This window comes from Hymenobacter gelipurpurascens, from assembly GCF_900187375.1.
Classification (GTDB): Bacteria; Bacteroidota; Bacteroidia; order Cytophagales; family Hymenobacteraceae; genus Hymenobacter; species Hymenobacter gelipurpurascens.
In genome coordinates, this window is sequence record NZ_FYEW01000004.1 from 178,885 (window position 1) to 200,404 (window position 21,520).

Annotated in this window: 13 protein-coding genes; all 13 read left to right on the top strand. The window is 61.1% G+C overall.

The genetic code is table 11. The features are described 5' to 3' along the window. Positions 1–205 precede the first annotated feature (205 nt). On the top strand, positions 206–1,261 hold the full coding sequence (locus tag CFT68_RS20980; protein WP_170934888.1) for an efflux RND transporter periplasmic adaptor subunit: 1,056 nt from the start codon (positions 206–208) through the stop codon (positions 1,259–1,261). Further along, positions 1,258–2,517, top strand: a complete 1,260-nt coding sequence (locus tag CFT68_RS20985) for an ABC transporter permease (RefSeq protein ID WP_088845649.1) — start codon at positions 1,258–1,260, stop codon at positions 2,515–2,517. Before CFT68_RS20980 ends, CFT68_RS20985 begins: the two co-directional genes overlap by 4 nt. Position 2,518: 1 nt before the next feature. Next, positions 2,519–3,217, top strand: coding sequence for an ABC transporter ATP-binding protein (locus CFT68_RS20990; RefSeq protein ID WP_088845650.1), 699 nt, complete (start codon positions 2,519–2,521; stop codon positions 3,215–3,217). A 468-nt stretch (positions 3,218–3,685) separates the two neighbouring features. Further along, a complete protein-coding gene (locus CFT68_RS21690) occupies positions 3,686–3,898 on the top strand; it encodes a hypothetical protein (protein WP_141106668.1) in 213 nt (70 codons plus the stop codon). Positions 3,899–4,199: 301 nt separating this feature from the next. Next, positions 4,200–7,010, top strand: a complete 2,811-nt coding sequence (locus CFT68_RS20995) for a substrate-binding domain-containing protein (RefSeq protein ID WP_088845651.1) — start codon at positions 4,200–4,202, stop codon at positions 7,008–7,010. Positions 7,011–7,193: 183 nt separating this feature from the next. Further along, the gene (locus CFT68_RS21000; protein ID WP_088845714.1) at positions 7,194–8,045 is read left to right on the top strand and encodes a PfkB family carbohydrate kinase; all 852 of its coding nucleotides are present in this window, start codon (positions 7,194–7,196) and stop codon (positions 8,043–8,045) included. A gap of 109 nt (positions 8,046–8,154) precedes the next feature. Further along, positions 8,155–11,358, top strand: coding sequence for a SusC/RagA family TonB-linked outer membrane protein (locus CFT68_RS21005; RefSeq protein WP_088845652.1), 3,204 nt, complete (start codon positions 8,155–8,157; stop codon positions 11,356–11,358). Between the two features lie 19 nt (positions 11,359–11,377). Beyond that, positions 11,378–12,859 carry a RagB/SusD family nutrient uptake outer membrane protein gene (locus CFT68_RS21010; protein ID WP_088845653.1) on the top strand — a complete coding sequence of 494 codons (1,482 nt, stop codon included), beginning with the start codon at positions 11,378–11,380 and terminating at the stop codon, positions 12,857–12,859. Positions 12,860–13,216: 357 nt separating this feature from the next. Then, positions 13,217–14,482: a sugar MFS transporter gene (locus CFT68_RS21015; RefSeq protein ID WP_088845654.1), complete on the top strand. Its 1,266-nt coding sequence runs from the start codon at positions 13,217–13,219 to the stop codon at positions 14,480–14,482. A 62-nt stretch (positions 14,483–14,544) separates the two neighbouring features. Then, a complete protein-coding gene (locus CFT68_RS21020; protein WP_088845655.1) occupies positions 14,545–15,981 on the top strand; it encodes a glycoside hydrolase family 30 protein in 1,437 nt (478 codons plus the stop codon). Between the two features lie 191 nt (positions 15,982–16,172). Beyond that, positions 16,173–18,305, top strand: a complete 2,133-nt coding sequence (locus CFT68_RS21025; protein WP_088845656.1) for an RICIN domain-containing protein — start codon at positions 16,173–16,175, stop codon at positions 18,303–18,305. Positions 18,306–18,465: 160 nt separating this feature from the next. After that, entirely contained in the window at positions 18,466–19,920 is a 1,455-nt protein-coding gene (locus CFT68_RS21030) for a glycoside hydrolase family 30 protein (protein ID WP_245815469.1), read from the top strand. An 18-nt stretch (positions 19,921–19,938) separates the two neighbouring features. Then, positions 19,939–21,417, top strand: a complete 1,479-nt coding sequence (locus CFT68_RS21035) for a glycoside hydrolase family 30 protein (RefSeq protein ID WP_088845657.1) — start codon at positions 19,939–19,941, stop codon at positions 21,415–21,417. Positions 21,418–21,520 lie beyond the last annotated feature (103 nt).

Sequence of the window (21,520 nt, forward strand, 5' to 3'; positions counted from 1 at the left end):
GCCCTCGGGCCCTTCTGCAGATCAGCCTGCGGAGTGGCCTACAGGAAATTCGCACCCTAGGTTTTTCTAGCATATGACTCTCCGCTGGTTGGCAAAGCCTTTTGCATTCCCCCTCCCGCCGGGCAGGCTCGAGACCGTACTCCCGCCCAGGCCTTGGGCATGGCGCCGCCTGTTGGTTGCCAACCGGGGAATTTATGGCCTGCTGATGGCAACAGGGCTTGGCGGCTGCCCCAGCAAATCGGAGCAGGTCCGCCCCGTGGTTTCGGCCATTTCGGAGTGCGTGTACGCGGCCGGCACCATCAAGAGCGCGCAGCAGTACCAGGCCTTTGCCAGCGTCAGCGGAGTTATCCGCGACATCTATGTGCGCGAAGGCGACTCCGTGAACGTGGGCACGCCCCTGCTGGCGGTGGCCAGCGATGTTTCCCGGCTGCAGGAGGAAAACGCCGCCCTGAGCGCGCGGTTTGCTGACGTAGCCGCCAACCAGGACCAGCTCCGGGAGGCCAGGGAGCTGGTGGCCCAGCAGCGCCGCACCATGCAAAACGACCAGCTGCAACTCCAGCGCCAGCGCCGGCTGTGGGCGCAATCCATTGGCACAAAGCTAGCGCTGGAGCAGCGGGAACTGGCCTACAGCGCCTCCCGCACGGCCTACGATGCGGCCGTGGCCCGCTGGCGCACGCTGGAGCGCCAGCTGAGTTTCGGGGCCGCGCAGGCCCGCAACAACCTGCGCATTGCCCAGCAGCAGGCCCGCGACTTTGTCCTGCGCAGCCGCGTGCGGGGCGTAGTGTATAAGCTCTACCCCAAGCAGGGCGAAGCTATTAGCCCCCAGACGCCGCTGGCCGTGCTCGGCGAAGGGCGCCACTTTGTGCTGGAAATGCAGGTGGACGAAGCCGACATCGTCCACATCCGGCCCGGGCAGCAGGTACTCGTGACCATGGACAGCTACCGGGGCCAGGTGTTTCCGGCCCGCGTAACGGCCGTGGTGCCCCTGATGAATGCCAACAGCAAAACCTTTGTGGTGGAAGCCCGCTTCGTGCGCCAGCCCCCCGTGCTCTTCCCCTTCCTGAGCTTCGAGGCCAGCATCGTGTTGCGCACCAAAAGCAAGGCGCTGCTGATTCCGCGCCGCCTGCTGCTCAACGACTCCACCGTATTGAACAGCCAGGGTCAGCCCGTGCGGGTGAAAACGGGCCTGAGCGACTACCAGATGGTAGAAATCAGGGCGGGCCTGAGCCCCGCGGACGTACTTACCGCCCCCGAGTCATGATGACGCCCCTGCTCTACAGCGTGGCCTACTCGCTGCTGCGGGCCCGCGGCCGACAAACCCTGGTGGCGGCCATCGGGGTCACGTTCAGCATCACCATGTTTATCACCCTGCTCAGCTTTATGTCGGGCCTGAACCAGCTGCTGGATGGGCTGGTGCTGAACCGGACGCCCCACGTGCGGCTCTACAACGAGCTGAAGCCGGCCCCTCACCAGCCCATCGACCTGTACTCCCGCGGGAGGCGGCAGCACAATTTCATCCACTCCATCAAGCCCAGCAACGAGCTGCCGCGCATCCGCAACAGCGCCGCCGTAATGGCCGCCATCCGCCTCGACCCGCGGGTGCTGGGGGTGGCCCCGAAAATTCAGACCCAGGTGTTTTACAACGTGGGCACCCTCACCCTGAACGGCACTATCAGCGGCATTGCGGTGGAGGAGGAAAACGCGTTATTCGCGTTCAGCGACTACGTGGTAGCTGGCAACTTTCTGAGCCTGAAAACGGTGCCCAACAGCATTATTCTGGGCAAGGGCGCGGCCGACCTTATGCTGACGGATCTGGGCGACGTCATTCAGGTGACTACACCCAGGGGCGAGCGGGTGCAGCTCAAGGTCGTGGGCCTGTTTCAGTCGGGCCTGCTCGAAATCGATAAGGTGCAGAGCTACACCTCCCTGGCCACGGCCCAGAAGCTGCTGGGCGAATCCAGCCAGTATGTCACCGACATTCAGGTTAAGCTCCACGACCGGGCGCTGGCTCCGGCGGTGGCCCAGGAGTACCAGCAGCTCTACGAAGTGGAGGCTCTGGATATTCAGACCGCCAACTCGGAGTTCGAAACCGGCACGTTTGTGCGCACCCTGATTTCATACGCGGTGGGCATTACGCTGCTGACGGTGGCAGGCTTTGGGATTTATAACATTCTGAACATGATGATTTACGAGAAAATGGATACCATCGCCATCCTCAAGGCCGTCGGGTTTTCGGGGCAGGACGTGCAGCGGATATTTGTGCTCGTGGCCCTGTCCATTGGGGTGTTTGGCGGGGCGCTAGGCCTGGTGGGTGGGCTGGGGCTGTCGGCCCTGATCGGTCAGCTGCCCTTTCACCCGGCTTCGCTGCCCACCGTGCATACCTATCCCATTGATTTCAATCCGGTGTTCTACGGTATTGCCGGCGTTTTTGCCCTGATTACCACTTTTCTGGCGGGCTATTTTCCGGCCCGCAAGGCCAGCCAGATTGATCCGGTCATCATTATCCGAGGCAAGTGAGATGCGTGTTCCCATGCTGGAAGCCTACCACATCACGAAGTACTTCGCCGACCCGGTGCAGGTGCAGGTACTGCGTGAAATCACGTTTACCTTAGCCCGTGGCGAGTTCGCCTCCATTGTCGGAAGGTCGGGCTGCGGCAAATCGACGCTGCTCTACATTCTCTCCACCATGGACACCGCCTACGAGGGCACGCTGACCATTGACGGGACCCTGATGGGCCCCAAAACGGAGGCGGAGCTGGCCCGGGTGCGCAATGAGAAAATTGGCTTTGTATTTCAGTTTCACTACCTGCTCAACGAGTTTTCGGTGCTGCGCAACGTGATGCTTCCCGCCGAGAAGCTCGGCCGCTTCTCCCGGCTGGAGCTCGAAAGCCGGGCCTACGAAAAGCTGCAGCTGTTAGGTATCGCCCAGGAAGCCCTCAAATACCCGAACCAGCTGTCGGGGGGCCAGAAGCAGCGCGTGGCCATTGCCCGGGCCCTTATCAATGACCCGCTCATCATTATGGGCGACGAGCCCACCGGCAACCTCGACAAGAAGAACAGTGAGGTGGTGTTTGATATTTTTCAGGAACTGGCCCACTCCTACCACCAGGCGCTGCTTATTGTGACCCACGACCAGGAGTTTGCGGCCAGAACCCACCGCATCATCGAAATGGAAGATGGGCGCATCATCACCCCGCTGCCTGGCCTACAGCCGTAGCGGTGCCCCACCGGAGTGGCCTAGCAAGTGATGTATTTTTTCCGCCGCCATCGGCTCCCCCGCCGGCTTTCGGCCGGGTTCTGCCACGTATATCGATAAATTTTCCAACCTTCGTTCCAGGTTAGCCACTTTCTCAACCCGACTGGCCTACACAGTATCTTCCAGGTATTTGCCGACGCAGTAGCGGCGTCGGGGGAGGTTACTCCGGTTTTAGCGGTTGTTCAGGAAGGCCATGCCGGCAGGTGCTGTTTGTTATTGGATGAGCATTAGCAACAGGTAACCGGCAGTTTTAAGGACTACGGCTAAAAACATCCCGGCCCCCTGATACGTTGTCTAGCAGCTGGTTGGTCTTTAAAGCAGCCGGATGAGGCCCAGGAGTGCCTTACCCGGCTGGCGCTATACTTAGCTGGGTTGTCCGCACCAAAAATAAAAGTGGACCCTTTTTACTTAACATCACGTTCTCTGTTCATGTCAACACCAATTAAACGCGCCCGCGCCCGGAAACCAAGTGAACCGGCCGCTCCTGCCCTATCTCATGCCGAGCAGTTGGAAGCCCTCCACGCCCGGGAGGAAGGCAAAACTGTTATGTACCACCAGGATGCTTGGGGGCACATTGAAACGCGCTTCGTGCGCACCCAAAACGTGAAAGTCTGGGAAGCCAAAGGATTTATTGTGCGCTAACCCGTTCGCGTCGGCTATTTTTCAGGTAGCCAAGCATCAAGTTACGTTTAGGGCCACCCCACCGGGCGGCCCTTCGTGTTTATGGGGGATTCTGGTACGGCGGGCCGCCCTCCACACTGCGGCTCATGCGGAGGCGGCCGTGCAGAGGCCCGGATAGCAAGACGTACTATAGGCCTACGCAGTAGCTGGCCGCACGCCTGGGCCACTTTACTGCTGTCCCCTTAAAAAAGTATCTGATATCTTTGAGTAGAGCCCAGCCTCCCGCGTTCGGGAGCACGGGCTGCCTACAACCCCCATTCACATGGCATTCCATCGAGCCCCCGGGGTTCTGCTAGTACTGCTCCTCCTGATCGGGCTGCTGGGCTGCGGTAGCGAGGAGAAGCAGCCCTTGTATCGTATTGGCTTCTCGCAGTGCAGTATGGCCGGCCCCTGGCGGCAAGCCATGCTGGCGGGCATGCAGAAGGAGTTGAGCTTTCACCCCGAGATTGAGCTGCGCGTGCTTGACGCCCAGGACGACAGCCGCCGCCAGCAGGCGCAGATCCGGGAGTTGGTGCAGGGCGGCGTGGACCTGCTCATCATTTCCCCCTACGAGGCCGACCCCGTCACGCCGGCCGTGGAAGAGGCCTACCGCCGCGGCATCCCCGTGATTCTGCTGGACCGCCGCACTGCTTCCGACCAATACACGGCCTACGTGGGCGGCAACAACGTGGAGGTAGGGCAAACTGCGGCCCGCTACATCTCCCGGGTACTCAGGCAGCGCGGCAATATTCTGGAGATATTGGGCACGCCGGGCTCTTCGGCCACCGCGGAGCGCCACCAGGGCTTTGCCCAGGGTTTGTCGGCCTACCCTGGCCTGCAGGTAGTGGCCCAGGTAACCGGCGACTGGACCGTGCGAACCCTGAAGCCTGCCCTGACCAAGGCCCTGCAGGCCCACCCGGAAGTAACCATGATCTTCTCCCACAACGACGGCATGGGCCACGGCGCCTATGAGGTGTGCCAGGAGCTCGGGCTGACCAAGCGGGTGCGCATCATTGGCGTGGATGGCCTGCCGGGCGCGGGCGAAGGCATTGACCTGGTGCAGCGCGGCGTCCTCGCGGCCTCCATCCTGTACTCACCGGGGGGCGAGGAAGCCATTCGAACGGCCCTGAAGATTTTACACAAGGCGCCTTTCAACAAGCAGAACACGCTAGGCACCATCGTCATTGACTCTACCAACGTGCTGACCCTGCAGCAGCAGAACGACAAGATGGCCAGCCAGCAGCAGGACATTGAGCGGCAGCAGGGCCTGCTGCACCGGCTGCAGCAAACCTATGCCAGCCAGCAGGTGGTGCTCAATTGGCTGCTGATTACCCTGCTGGGGGCGGTAGCGCTGGGGGCGGCCGCGTGGCATTCGGCCCGCAAGAACCGCCAGATCAACCATCTGCTGGCCTTACAGAACGCGGAGAACGATAAGATCAACCAGCAGCTGGTGCACCAGAACGAGGAGATCTTGCAGCAGCGCAACCAGCTGGAAATGCTGGCCGAGCGCGCCCGCGCCGACACCGAAGCCAAGCTGCGCTTCTTCACCAACTTCTCCCACGAGCTGCGCACTCCCCTCACCCTGATTCTGGGCCCGGTGGAAGAGCTGCTCACCAGCAGCCCCGACCTGACCGAGCCTCAGCGCCATGACCTGGCCTTGGTGCGCCGCAACACGCAGCGCCTGCTGCAGCTGGTAAACCAGCTGCTGGACTTTCGCAAGATTGAGGTGGGCAAGATGGAGGTGCGCGCCACGGAAAGCAACCTGGTGGCCTTCGTGCGCGAGATTGTAGATGCGTTTGAGAAGCCCGCCCGCATGCGCGGCGTGGATCTGCGATTTCAGGTGGCCCAGCCCGTGCTGCTGGCCTGGTTTGATGGCAACATCCTGGATAAGGTTTTCTTCAACCTGCTTTCGAACGCGCTCAAGTTCACGCCCGACCAGGGACGGATCACCATCAGTCTGCAGCCCGCCGACGAAGGCCGTTCGGTCCGGGTGAGCGTGGCCGATACGGGCCACGGCATCAGCCCCCAGGATCAGGGCCATATTTTCGAGTGGTTTTACCAGGGCGAGCAGGGTGCCGTCGCCAAAGGCTCGGGCATGGGCCTGGCGCTGGCCCAGGGGCTGGTGCGCCTGCACCAGGGCCAGCTAACCTTCAGCAGCCAGCCCGGGCAAGGCAGCACGTTTGTCGTGACCCTGCCCCGCGAGCTACCCGAGCCGCTCCGCGCCCACGGCCCCACGGCTCCGCTCCAGCTTTCGCTGGATGAGCCCGAGCCGATTGCCTCTGCCCTAGGCCACCCGCTGGAGGAGGCAGCGGCGGAAACGCCCAGCGAAACGCTGGTGCTGGTGATTGAGGACAACAGCGAGGTCAACGACTTTCTGACGCGCAAGCTGCGCACCGACTTCCGGGTACAGAGCGCCACCGACGGCCATACCGGCTTTCGGATGGCCACGGAGCTGATTCCCGACCTGATTGTATGCGACGTGATGATGCCCGGCCTGAGTGGCCTAGAGGTGGTCACGCAGCTGCGGGCCGACTGGCGCACCTCCCACATTCCGGTGGTGCTGCTCACGGCCCGCACCACCAGCGAGCAGCAGCTAGAGGGCGTGCAGGCCGGGGCCGATCTGTACCTGACCAAGCCCTTCAACCCGACTTTCCTGCTGGAAAGCATCCGCACCTTGCTGGCCAACCGTGCCCGGCAGCGGGAGCACTTCCGGCGGGAGCTCTCCATCGATACGGCCACGGTAGCCCCCACCAACCCCGATCAGAAATTCCTGGCCGACCTCACGGCCATTGTGGAAGCCAACCTGACCCGCTCCGACCTGAGCGTGGAGGATATTGCCCGCAGCCTGGGCATCTCGCGCATGCAGCTCTACCGCAAGGTGAAAGCCGTGCTGGGTACCGGCGTGACCGACTTCGTGCAGAGCCTGCGCCTGACCAAAGCGCGCGAGCTGCTGCTCGACGAAACACTCACCATTGCCGAGGTGGCCTACGAGCTGGGTTTCTCCTCGCCCTCCTACTTCTCGGCCAGCTTCAAGGCGCACTATCAGCTGGCGCCCTCGGAGTTTCGGAACCTGCACATTGCCCCGCAGTACTGATATATTTCCGACAGGCCTGTTACAAAAGTGCTACCGAACCCCTGTAGGGTTCGGTTTTTTATTGATATACTTTATTGAAAATCAATTGCTTGCATGTTTTTCATTGATTGAACACATTTTGAAAGAATTGTGAATGCCTTCGGCGGCGCGGTAGTGGACTTTTGCTACTACTCTGCTACCGCCATGAATCCGTCACCCGCCATCGTTTGCATAGGGGAATTCCTCTGGGATATGCTGCCGGCCGGCCGCCAGCCCGGCGGGGCGCCCTACCACGTGGCCGGGCAGCTGCACCGGCTGGGTCACCCTACCCAGCTCATCAGTCGGGTGGGGGAAGATGAGTTAGGGACGAAGCTGCTGACCTTGCTGCAGGACCAGGGACTCGACGGCCACCTGATCCAGCGCAGCCAGACTCACCTGACGGGCGTTGTGAAAGTAAACTTCACGCCCGGCCCCCGGGTCTACAAGATTGTGGAGCCCGTGGCCTGGGACTACCTCCAGCACACCGATGAGCTGCGGGCCGCCGTGGCCGCAGCCCGCATGGTGGTGTACGGCTCCCTGGCAGCCCGCAGTGCCACCACCCGCGAGACCCTGTACCGGCTGCTGCAGGTAGCCCGGTTTAAAGTGTTCGACGTGAACCTTCGCCCGCCGCACTACACCCGCACGGTGGTGAAATACCTGCTGCGGCAGGCCGATCTGGTCAAGCTTACGGAGCCGGAACTGGCCGAGATTATGGGCTGGCTAGGCCAGTCCGCTGCTGAGGCCACCGCCCTGCCCTGGCTGGCGGCCCACTTCAACCTGGAGGCCGTGTGCCTAACCAAGGGCGCCGCGGGCGCTACGCTCTGGTACCGCCATGAGCTCATCAGCGCCGCCGGCCCCCCGGCCACCGCCCCTGATACGCTGGGCAGCAGTGATGCCTTCCTGGCCGCCCTGCTTACCCACTGGGGCACCCACTCCGCTCAGGAATGTCTGCGGGCAGCCCTGGCCGCCCACCCAGTAAGCGTAGGCCCCTCGGCTCACTTAAGCCACTATCCCTAGGCCTCCCCTGCCAGGCCATCGACGCACTTTCCCTACTGGCTGCCACGCACTACCCTGGCAGCTTCCGCATTTCCCCTAACAGTCCCACTTCACTTAATCCCCTTTTTCTATGCCGACTTCATTACAATTCCCACCCGGCCTCCCCTCTCGTCGCCAAGCTTGGCTGACGGCAGTGGGCGGCGTATTGCTGTCAGGCTTCGGTGCCGCACAGCCTGCGCTGGCAGCGGCCCCTGGCACTTCCGCCTCAAACTCGTTGCTGAATGCGGTGCCCCAGACCAACGGCACAGTAAGCGGCCGCGTAGTAGACGCCAAAGGCGAAGGTCTGCCCGGCGTGACGGTACTGCTGGAAGGCACCAACCTGGGCAGCGCCACCGATGCGACTGGTGCCTACACTATTTCCAACGTACCCGCCGGCAACTATACGCTGGTGATGTCTTCGGTAGGTTTTTCCACGACCCGCCAGGCCGTTACGGTGGTGCAGGGCCAGCCGGCGCAGGTGAGCAGCGTTACGCTCAAGGATGATGCCCAGGCCCTGAAGGAAGTGGTAGTCGTGGGTTACGGCACCCTAAACCGGCAGGAACTGACGACGGCCGTGGCTTCCGTAAAGTCAGAGCAGATTGAGCGTCAGCGCGTAGCGGGTTTCGACCAGGCCCTGCAGGGTCAGGTTACGGGCGTGCAGGTGACGGCTCCTTCCGGCGCGCCGGGCGCTGGCATCAATATTCAGGTGCGCGGTAACAGCTCCATTACGGGCGGCAACTCTCCGCTCTATGTAATTGACGGAGTACCCGTGCTGCCCACCTATGACCGGGAGCTGAGCATCGGCAACCAGAAGCCCAACCCACTGAACTCCATCAACCCCGCTGACATTGAGTCGATTGACGTGCTGAAGGATGGCGCGGCCGCGGCTATTTACGGCGTACGGGCTTCCAACGGTGTAGTAGTAATTACCACCAAGCGGGGCCGCACGGGCAAGCCCCAGGTGGGCTTCAACAGCTATTACGGGGTTCAGCAGATCCGCAAGAAGCTGGACGTGCTCAACGCCCGCCAGTTTGCGGCTTACTACAATGAGTCACAGATTAATGGCGGCGCGGCCCCGCGCTTCACGGACGTAAATAACCCAGGCCCCTACGACACGGACTGGCAGGATGAGGTGTACCGTACGGCGGCCATCCAGAACTACCAGCTCAACGTGAGTGGCGGCACCGACAAAACCCATTACTACGTGGGCGGCGGTTACTTCAAGCAGGATGGTATCATCCGTAACTCGGGCTTTGACCGCTTCAACTTCAAGCTGAACTTCGATCAGCAGGCGGGAGACAAGTTCCGGGTGGGCACCAACCTGAACATGAGCCGCACCAACACCAACGGTAGCGTGCGCAGCGAGCTCGGCCTGGGCAACTCGGGTACCGTACTCGGTACGCTGGCCCAGATTCCGACCGTTCCGGTGCGAGATGCCAATGGCGCGTATGGACTGAACCCCTACTCCCTCTCCGACAACCCCGTTGGCAACCTTCTGGAAACCAACAACAAAGCCCTGATCTATCAGGTCATCGGCAACGTGTACGGGGAGTATGACATTGTCAAGAACCTGAAGTTTCGCACGTCTTTGGGCCTGGATTTCCGCACCCAGCTCGAAAACGAATTCATCACCCGCGACTACCCCGGCACTTCCCGGGCCGATGCTTCTACGCGCGGCAGCGGCCGTACCGGTACTACCCAGCAGGCCATCTGGCTGTGGGAAAACACGGTTACCTACAACCCCACTCTGGGGGAGAAACACAGCCTCCAGCTGTTGGCTGGCCAGTCCATCCAGGAGTCTAACCGCTTCGCTTCCAACGCCTCCGTGCGGGGCTATGCCTCCAACGCCGTTCCTTACCTGTCTGCCGGTACTGAGCGCCTGGGCACGAGCAGCTACGAGGAAGAATGGGGCCTAACCAGCTTGTTCGCCCGCGCCATCTATAGCTTTGATGAGCGCTACCTGGCTACGCTGAGCTTGCGCCGCGACGGCACCAGCCGCTTTGCCGACCACTTCGGCTACTTCCCGGCCGTTGCCCTGGGCTGGCGCATTTCCAAGGAAAGCTTCTTCCCCCAGGCGGGTTCAGTGTCTGAGCTGAAACTGCGCGGCAGCTTCGGTATTAACGGTAACCAGGAACTAGGCTACACTTACCAGAGCTTTAGCTCCTACAGCGTAGGCTCCAACTACGCGGGCTCGGCCGGCACCATTCAGGGTGGTATCCGCCCCGACCGCATCGGTAACCGCTCACTCCAGTGGGAAACGTCGCAGCAGTATGACCTAGGGGTAGACCTCGGCATGTTCAATGACCGCCTCACTCTGAATATTGATGCCTACCGCAAACGCTCCAATGACCTGCTGCTGAGCGTACCGCTGGCCCCCAGCACGGGTGCCGGAACGCTCAACATCATCCAGAACGTAGGCTCAGTAGAGAACAAGGGCCTGGAATTCGCCCTGAACACCGTCAATGTAGAAGGTCAGAATGGCGGTTTCTCCTGGAACACCAACCTGAACCTGTCCATCAACCGCAACAAGGTGGTGGACCTGGGTACCCTGTTCAACGACCAGAATCAACTGGTTAACCGCACCATTATTAATGCCAACAGCATCACCCAAACGGGTCAGCCGCTGGGCGTATTCTACGGGCACCAGGTGCAGGGCATCTTCCAGTCGGCAGATGAAATCAAGGCGGCCCCCACGCAGCCGGGCAACCCGCAGCCAGGCGACATCCGCTTTGTGGACGTGAATGGCGATGGTCAGATCAACAACGATGACCGCAAGATCATCGGCAACCCTAACCCCAAAGCCCAGGGTGGCGTGACCAACACCTTCGCGTTTAAGGGTCTGGATTTGAGCGTATTCTTCCAGGGCAGCTTCGGCAACGATATTTACAACGGCAACCGTCAGGCGCTGGAGTCATTGACCGGCCCGGTTAACCAGCTCACGACAGTGCTGGACCGCTGGACGCCCACGAATACCAACACCAGCATCCCGCGGGCAGTCTTCAACGACCCTAACAACAACGGGCGCTTCTCCTCCCGCTGGATTGAAGACGGCAGCTACGTGCGTCTCAAGAATCTGACCCTGGGCTACACGCTCCCTGCCAGCGTGATTTCCAAAGCCCACATCAGCAGCCTGCGCCTCTACGTCAGCGGCCAGAACCTGATAACCTGGACGGACTACTCGGGCTACGACCCGGAAGTAAGTGCTGATCCGTTTTCCTCCACTGGCTTTGGACGGGACTTTGGCGTGTATCCCCAATCCCGCACCTACACTGTTGGCCTGAACGCCTCTTTCTAAGCTGAGCCTGACCCATCCCATGAAAAAGATATTAATCCCCGTTTTCGCACTCGCCTTCCTGGCTAGCTGCGATGTACTTGATAAGCAGCCGCTTCCCACGATTGCCCCCGAGAACTTCTTCCAAAGCGCCGACGACGCCGAAGCAGCCCTCACGGCGGCCTACGATGCCCTCCAGGCCACTGGCCTGTACAGCCAGGATCTGGTGGTAGTAGGTGAGATGCCCTCCGATAACTGCACCAGCATCAACGGCGACGTGACGACCCTGGACCGCATCAACTGGACCCCCACCACCAGTCAGGTGGGCAACATCTGGCGCGACTCCTACGTGGGCATCAACCGGGCCAATGCCGTGCTCAAGTACGTGCCCAACGTATCGATGGCCGCCGACCGCAAAAACCAGATTCTGGGGGAGGCCTACTTCCTGCGGGCGCTGCATTATTACAACCTGGTGAAGCTGTATGGCGCGGTGCCCCTGCGCCTGGAGCCCACGGAAAGCGGGGAACAGTCGGTGGTAGCCCTGCCGCGCACCTCTGTTGAAACCGTGTATGCCCAGATTGCAACGGATCTGACGACGGCCGATGGCCTAGCGCCCGCTACCAACCCCAACCGCATTACCAAAGGCGCGGTAAACGCTCTGTTGGCTAAGGTGTACCTGACCCAGCGCCAGTGGGCACAGGCCGTAACGGCGGCCAACAAGGTCATTACCGGTGGTACCTACTCGCTGCTCGCTAACTTCAAAGGATTGTATCCGGCGGAAAACAAAGCCCCTGAAACCATTCTGGAGGTGCAGAACCAGGGCAACGCAGACGGCAACAACATCCTGCCCGATTTGCTGCTGCCTTCTCCTCCGGCCACATACTCGTTCCCGAAGTTCAACATTCCAACGGCCGAGCTGATCCAGTTCGCCGATACGTCTTCCTTCCTGGCGGGAGGAGTACGCAAGCCGAACGTGGATAAGCGCTGGACGCTCATTGGCCGCACCAACGCCGGCAAGGACTACGCTAGCTTCGTGAATGGCATCAACAGCAACCCCAACGATGCGGGTCCTTTCGTGTATAAATGGCCCGGCGCTCCGAATGCCTTCAACAGCCCCGATAACACTTACATCCTGCGCTACGCCGACGTGCTGCTGATGTATGCCGAAGCTGCCAACGAACAAGGTGGGCCATCTGCCGACGTGTTAGCTAAGCTGAACCTGGTGCGTACGCGGGCCGGCTTGCTGCCACTCACCGCCGCCTCGCCCCAGTATGCCACCAAGAAGGCTATGCGGGATGAGATTGACCGTCAGCGCCGCCTGGAGCTGGCCTTCGAAGGGGAGCGTTGGTACGATTTGCTCCGCTACGCCCGCCATAATCAGGTAGAGCCCGGTGCGCACACCGTTACGGCCCTGAACCTGATTCAGGAAAAGCTCAACCGTGCTGATGTCAACTATTTGCTGTTCCCGTTGCCGCAGTCGGAAATCAACAACAACGCCCAGCTGCAGCAAAACCCTGGTTATTAGGCTTACCCCCCAGCCGGGCAATGCCCATACTGCCGGGCTGGGGCACCAAGTGCATGTGAGCAGGCCTAGGCACGGCGGAGAACCTTTCTTCTGTGCTTAGGCAAGCTTAGCGGCAGGTTTTACAGCCCAAAGGAATTGAATAACTGCTGTTCGATTCCCGCCAGAAAGTAAAAGACTCCGCATCCTCCCGTGGGATTCTGCTAGACCCATTGGGACCCCGGGCCGGCTTTGTTTTAGGGGAGCAAGCCGGCCCACTTGGGGCTCAGCCCCTGCTGCCGAAGATCTGGCAACGCCTTCCAGAATTGCCCTTTCACGGCAGTTTCATCCTCTCTTATCCTTCGACTTCTCTTGTCATTTATGGCTGCCCCTATTTCCGCATCTACCTTACCCCGGCCTGAGGCCCTTACCGAAGGAGAGCAAAGCCCGCGCTATACCTCGGCGCTGGCTTCGCTGACGGTCTTGTTCTTCATGATGGGATTTATTACCTGTCTCAACGACATCCTGATTCCGTATCTGAAGGCTATTTTCAGCCTTTCCTATACCCAAGCCAACTTCATCAATCTCTGCTTCTTCGGAGCCTACTTCGTGATGGGCATCCCGGCGGGGAAGCTGGTGCAGCGCATTGGCTACAAGGGCGGCATGCTGGTCGGCTTTCTGGTGGCCGCGCTTGGCGCCTTCCTCTTCTACCCCGCCGCCGACAGCCGCTCCTATGGTTTGTTCCTGGGCGCCCTCTTCGTGCTGGCTACGGGCGTAGTCCTGCTGCAGGTGGCCGGCAACCCCTACGTTTCTATTCTGGGCCCGGCGCGCTCGGCCCCGGCCCGCCTTACGCTCACGCAGGCCTTCAACTCCCTGGGTACCACCGTGGCCCCGCTGCTGGGCACTGCTTTCATTCTCTCCAACCTGCCCGATCTGGAATCTACGTCAGCAGCGGCCATTGACGTGCGGGCCGTGCAGGTACCGTACCTGGGCATAGGCGTGGTCCTGCTGGTGATTAGCGTGCTGCTAGGCCTGTTGAAGCTGCCCAAAATCATTCATGCCCAAACTGAGCACGACCCGGGTCGCCGGGCCTGGCATTACCGCCACCTGGTGTATGGCGTGCTGGGCATCTTTGCCTACGTGGGCGGCGAGGTCGCCATTGGCTCGCACATTGTAAGCTACCTGCACCTGCCTGATATTATGAGCCTGACGCCGAAAGCTGCCGGCAAGATGGTTTCCTACTACTGGGGCGGGGCCATGGTGGGCCGCTTTATCGGGGCTTACCTGCTCAACAAGTTCAACCCCGGCCGCCTGCTGGCTTTCAATGCCATTGGGGCCGTAGTGCTGGTGCTCATCTCGATTAATACGAGCGGCGAGGTGGCCATGTGGAGCTTGCTGGCCGTGGGCCTGATGAACTCGATCATGTTCGCCACCATCTTCACGCTGGCCGTGGCGGGCCTGGGGCGCCACACCGAGGAGGCCTCGGGCCTGCTCAACGTGGGTATTGTGGGCGGGGCCCTGGTGCCGTTGCTCTTCGGGCTGGTGGCCGACGCCAGCTCCTTGCGCTGGGCGTTTGTACTGCCGTTGCTGTGCTACGCCTACATCTTCTGGTATGGCCTACGGGGCCACCGCCCCCAACCGGCCTAGCCGGCTCGTAGCTCTCTATATCCGGCTTACCTCTAGGCCACTCCTCTTACCACCCGTTCTGCATGTCCTTCTTTCCCAAACCTACTCTCTCCCTGGCCCTGCTGCTTAGCCTCGGGCTGGGCACCAGCTGCCAGCGGCTGCCCCAGGCGGGCACTTCAGCAGCAGCCGTTAAAAAAGGCACCGCCGCTTTCTGGCTCACCAACCCCGACAAATCAGCCCTGTTTCAAGCTCAAACGGCCCCCGCCTGGACCACCAGCGCCGCCACGGGTACCGTTATTGAGGTAGATGACAAGCAGACGTTCCAGACCATTGATGGGTTTGGCTACTGCCTCACGGGCGGCAGCGCCGAGCTGCTGCACGCCATGAGCCCGGCTGCGCGGGCGTCAATCCTGAAGGAGTTGTTCGCCACCGATGGCAACAATATCGGGGTGAGCTACCTGCGCCTGAGCATCGGCGCTTCCGACCTGGACGCCACGGTGTTCAGCTACGACGACCTGCCCGAGGGCCAGACCGACCCGACGCTGGCCAAGTTCAGCCTGGCGCCCGATAAGCCGCACCTGATTCCGGTGCTCAAGGAGATTCTGGCCATCAACCCCAGCATCAAAATTCTCGGGTCGCCCTGGTCGCCGCCCACTTGGATGAAGACCAACGGCAACTCCAAAGGGGGCTCCCTCAAGCCGGAGTTTTACGAAGCCTACGCCCGTTACTTTGCCAAGTACATCCAGGGCATGAAGGCCGAGGGCATTCGCATTGATGCCATCACGGTGCAGAACGAGCCCCTGCACCCCGGCAACAACCCCAGCCTGCTCATGCTGGCCGAGCAGCAGGCCGAATTCGTGAAGAAAAACCTGGGACCGACGTTCAAGAAGGAGAAGATCGACACGAAAATCATCGTCTACGACCACAACGCCGACCGGCCCGATTACCCCCTGACTATCCTGGGTGACCCCGAGGCCAAGCAGTACGTGGATGGCTCGGCGTTCCACCTCTACGCCGGCCCTATTGAGGCCCTGAGCAAGGTGCACGATGCACACCCCGACAAAAACGTGTACTTCACGGAGCAGTGGGTGGGCTCGAAGAGTGCTTTTGCCGAAAACCTGCCCTGGCACGTGCGCACCCTCATTATCGGCGGCACTCGCAACTGGGCCCGCACCGTGCTGGAATGGAACCTGGCCGCCGACCCCCAGCAGAACCCCCACACGCCGGGCGGCTGCACCGAATGCCGCGGCGCCCTCACCCTGGCCGGCGACCAGGTGACGCGCGAGGATGCCTACTACATCATTGCCCACGCCAGCAAATTTGTGCGGCCCGGCTCGGTGCGCATCGGCTCCACTACTTCCGAGACGCTGCCCAACGTGGCCTACAAAACGCCCAGCGGCCAGCGCGTAGTGATTGTGCAGAACAACTCGAAAGAGCCGCAGTCCTTTAGCCTGCGCTACGAGGGCAAAACCCTCAGCACCAGCCTCAAGGCCGGAGCGGCCGGCACTTACGTGTGGTAACCCCTTTTTTCCTCCGCCTGCTAGTGGCCTAGCAGGCGGAGTTTTTACCAGCTGACCTGATTACCCGCTTGCTGCTTTCCAGCGGCCGGCACCCTCGCTCTCCAGCGGAGACACCTACTCCGCTCCCCCTGACTTTCCGGCTCCCAAGGCCTGTTGGTACTTTTTTCTTTCCACAACCAAATCCCACCATTATGAACACCAGTACTTTTTGGAGCACCCGGGTGCCGCGCGCGCTGCGGCGCTTATCCGTCGTCTTGGCCGCAGTAGGCCTAGGCCACTCCGCCGATGCCCAGAGCTTTCTGCGCGCCGATGGCCCCCGCATCGTGAATGCCAGCAACCAGGAGGTCATCCTCAACGGCATGAACCTGGGCAACTGGGCCGTGCAGGAAGGCTACATGATGAAAGTAGGCTGGCCCGGTCTCGATGGGAAGCAAACCCAGGGCAAGGTCAAAAAGACCCTCTACAACGCGGGCATGAGCGACGCGGCCGTGGAAACCTTCTACCAGAACTACCGCAACAACTTCATTACCAAACCCGACCTCGACTACATCGCCTCCAAGGGCTTCAACTGCGTGCGCCTGCCCCTTCACTACGAGCTGTTCCTGACGCCCGCCCAGCGGGCCGTGCGCAGCAGCGTGATGCGCGGCACGGTTACGTACGATTCTTACGTGAGCCAGCTCACGGGGTGGTACAACAACAATCAGCTCTTCACTGACCCCAACAACATGGAGGCGCTGCGCATGATTGACAACACCCTGGCCTGGGCCCAGGCCAACAACATGTACGTGGTGCTGGATATGCACGCCGTGCCGGGCTCCCAGGGCACCGACGCCAACATTGCCGACCAGATTGTGGCCAATGACCTCTGGAACCGCCAGATCAACCAGGATGTGCTCAACCGGCTGTGGGCATTCGTGTCGAACCGCTACAAGAACGACGCCCGGGTGGCCATGTACGATTTGATCAACGAGCCCAACAACTTCCCCAACAACCAGAAGATTCACGATGTATACCAGCGCCTGATTACTACCATTCGGGGCAACGGCGACAACCACTTGCTTTTGCTGGAAGGCAATGGCTGGGGCAACGACTACAACTACATGGAGCCGTTTACCTTCTCCAACCGCACCAACCTGGTGTACAACTCGCACCGCTATAGCGGCGGCGGCTACGAGATGGACAACGGCGTGAACTCCACGGGCGGCAGCCCCAACACCATCCGCTTCATCGGCGACCTGCGCAACTTCCGCACGACGCATAATGTGCCCGTCTGGATTGGGGAAACCGGCGAAAACTCCGACACCTGGATGCGCGAGGCGGCCAAGAACCTTAATTCCGTGGGTATCGGCTGGTGCCACTGGACCTACAAGCGCTTCGAGAATATCAGCAACCCGGCCTTCATGCACATCAACCCGCCCTATGTGGTGGACGGGCCTTCGGGCCTGAACCAGGTGCTGACCAACATTCAGTGGGCAAACTGCGTGCCCAACACGACGGTGGCGGCCGTGTCGCCCAACCAGAACGGCATTGTTAACTACCCCGGCGGCGGCAACTACAACGGCACCGGCGGCAGCACCAGCAGCGGCCCGGCCATTGGGCGCATCTATGAAATCAGCTCGAAAAACGGCGGAAAGGCCCTGGAGGTATCAGCCAGCTCGCAGGCTAATGGCGGCCGCGTGCAGCAGTGGGGCTGGGTAAGCGCCGCCAACCAGAAATGGAAGCTGGTAGATGCCGGCAGCGGTTACGTGCGCATCGTGAACGTGAACAGCAACAAAAGCCTGGACGTGGCCGGCCCAAGCACGGCCGACGGCGCCCTGACCCACCAGTGGGACTGGCTGACCCAGGACAGCCAGTACTGGCAGATTGTGAGCAACGGCGACGGCACTTACCGCATCATCAACAAGTACAGCGGCAAGGCGCTGGATGTGCAGAACAACTCCACCGCCGACGGAGCGGCCATTCAGCAGTGGACTTACGGCGGCGGCGACAACCAGCGCTGGTGGTTTAGCGACCAGGGTGCCGCCGCCCGCGTGGCGCTGGCTACCACGGCCGCTAGTGCCGCTACCGATGCGCGGCTGGAGGTGTACCCCACCGTTACGGATGCGGACCTGCAGGTACGCTACACGGCGCCAGCCAGCCAGAACCTGAACCTGCGCCTGCTCGATCTGACTGGTCGCGTGGTTATCAATCAGGCAAACCGTGCGGTGGTTTCGGGCCAAAACCTGATAACGGTACCCATTGCCGCTGTAAAAGCGGGCGTTTACCTGATTCAGGTAGATACGCCTGAAGGCCGGCTAGTACGCCGCGTGGTAGTAGCTCATTAATTCTGAACCCGTTCGCCCCGGCAGCTGGCCGGGGCGGGCACTTCAACTCTTCCTATCGATTAGAACCGTACGCTATAATTTCCTTCCCTTCTGATGACGAGCCCACTGGCCTAGGCCGACTACGGTACGCTTTTGCCCCTGTGCTTTATATTCTTACCGCATGATGTTTCCTCCGTTTAGATTACCCTTGAGCACGGCCGGCTTACTGCTGCTAGGCCTGTTGGCCAGCTGCGGCGGCAACAGCTCGCCGGACCCCGCGCCCCAGCCCCCCGTAGTGCCACCCGTGACCACAGAACCGTCGCAGGTAGCCCAATGGCTGACCACGGCCGACCGCAGTACGCTTTTTTACAAGAGCACCCTGGCGCTGAACTTCAAGGATGCCGTAGGCCAGAACCCCACCATTGAGGTGGATACCACCCAGACGTTCCAGACCATTGATGGGTTTGGCTACACCCTGACGGGCGGTAGTGCTCAGCTGCTCAACCAGATGACTGCCGCTACCCGCGCCACGCTGCTGAAGGAGCTGTTTGCCACTGACGGAACCAACATCGGCACCAGCTACCTGCGCATCAGCATTGGGGCGTCGGATCTGGATGCCAACGTCTTCACCTACGACGACGCCAGCCAGCCAGACCCCACGCTAGGCCAGTTCAGCCTGGCGCCGGACAAGACCCATCTGCTGCCGGTGCTCAAAGAGATTCTGGCTATCAACCCCAACATCAAAATTCTGGGCTCGCCCTGGACGGCGCCGGCCTGGATGAAAACCAACAACAGCTTTAAAGGCGGCTCGCTCAAGCCGGAGTATTACCCGGCCTACGCCCAGTACTTCGTTAAGTACCTGCAGGCCATGCAGGCGGAAGGCGTTCGGGTAGATGCCGTTACGCTCCAGAATGAGCCCCTGAACCCCGACAATAATCCCAGCATGGAGATGTCGGCGCCGCAGCAGGCCACCTTCATCCGTGACCATGTCGGCCCGGCGTTTAAAGCGGCAGGCCTGGCCACCAAGATTATTCTCTACGACCATAACCTCGACCGGACTGATTACCCCCTTACCGTGCTGCAGGATCCGCTGGCGGCGCAGTATGTTGATGGCTCGGCCTTTCACCTGTACGCGGGCAACATTGCCGGCCTGAGCACGGTGCACAATGCCTTCCCTAACAAGAACGTCTACTTCACGGAGCAGTGGATTGGAGGCCCGGGCAACTTTTCGGGCGACCTGAACTGGCACGTGAGCAACCTTATCATTGGGGCCACCCGCAACTGGAGCCGCAACGTGCTGGAGTGGAACCTGGCCGCCGACCAGAACTACGGCCCCCACACGCCCGGCGGCTGCAACACCTGCCTGGGCGCTCTGACCATCAACGGCAACGATGTAACGCGCAATACGGCCTACTACACCGTGGCCCACGCGGCCAAGTTTGTGCGCCCTGGCTCGGTGCGCATTGGCACCAACGTGCCGGGCAGTCTGCAGAATGTGGCGTTTAAAAACCCCGAAGGCAAGAAAGTGCTCATCGTGCTCAATACCGGCTCCTCCCAGACTTTCGACATCAAATACCGGGGCAAAGTAGCCTCCACCCAACTGGCCGCCGGCTCGGTGGGCACCTATATCTGGTAACTCTCTTTTTCTAGTAGCATGCAATACCCCCTCCTGGCGGCTCTGCTGGCCACCACCCTCACCACTGGCGCCCTGGCCCAGAAGAAAGCCTCTACCCCCGCCGCCAAGCCCACCCCCACGTACTCGGCGGCCGGCCGGCAGGTGCAGGTGTATACCACGGCCGACAAAACGGAGCTACGCCTCGCGGCCACCGACAAGCTTTCCTTCCAGGCCCAGCCCCAGCCTCTGGAAACCCAACCCACGGTCTTTGTGGATCCTACCCACTCTTTCCAAACCATGCTGGGCATTGGCGGGGCCCTCACGGATGCCGCCGCCGAAACATTTTCCAAGCTGCCCAAAGCCCAGCAGCAGGAGTTTCTGCAGGCCTACTATAGCCCCACCAAGGGCATCGGATACACGCTGGCGCGCACGTCCATTCACAGCACCGACTTTTCCACGGCGCCTTATACCTACGTGGCCGAGGGCGACAAGGAGCTCAAGACCTTCAGCATCAAGCACGACGAGCAGTACCGCATTCCCTTCATCAAGCAGGCCATGGCCGCGGCCGGCGGTAAGCTCACCATGTACGTGAGCCCCTGGAGCCCGCCGGCCTGGATGAAAGACACCAAGGAAATGCTGCGCGGCGGCAAGCTGCTGCCCGAATACCGGCAGAACTGGGCCAACTACTACGTAAAGTTTATCCAGGCCTACGAGAAGGCCGGCATTCCCATCTGGGGCCTCACGGTGCAGAACGAGCCCATGGCCAAGCAAAAGTGGGAGTCCTGCATTTTCACGGCCGAGGAAGAGCGCGACTTCGTGAAAGGCTACCTCGGGCCCACTCTTAAAAAGGCCGGCATGGGCGACCGGAAGCTCATCGGCTGGGACCACAACCGCGACCTGATGTTTCAGCGGGCGGCGACTCTGTTTGATGATCCCGAGGCCAGCCAGTACTTCTGGGGCTTGGGCTACCACTGGTACGAGACCTGGACCGGCTCGGGCATGCAGTTCGACAACCTGCGCCGCGTGCACGAAACCTACCCCGACAAGCACCTGATCTTTACCGAAGGCTGCGTGGAAAACTTCCAGTTCAGCGGCATTCAGGACTGGCGCCTGGGCGAGCGGTACGGCTACTCCATGCTCAACGACTTCAACGCCGGCACCGAGGCCTGGACCGACTGGAACATCCTGCTCGACGAAACTGGGGGCCCCAACCACGTGGGTAACTTTTGCTACGCCCCCATCATCGGGGACACCCGCAGCGGCAAGCTGCTCTACACCAACGCCTACTACTACATCGGCCACTTCGCCAAGTTCGTGCGGCCCGGCGCCAAGCGCATTGCCACCGCCTCCAGCCGCGACGTGCTGCAGACAACGGCCTTCCTGAACACCGATGGCAAAGTGGCGGTAGTGGTGCTGAACACCACGGAGAAAGAGCAGCCCTTCCAGCTCTGGATCAAAGGTCAGGCTACGCAAACTACCAGCCGGCCGCACTCCATTATGACCATGGTCGTAAATTAACCTGGCCTAGGCACCTTCCACGATGCCTGGGAAAGCCTTCGGAAGCTCCTTTTCCGCGGGCCTACCACTGACGACAGAATAAGCAGTACCTGCAAGTGCTGAC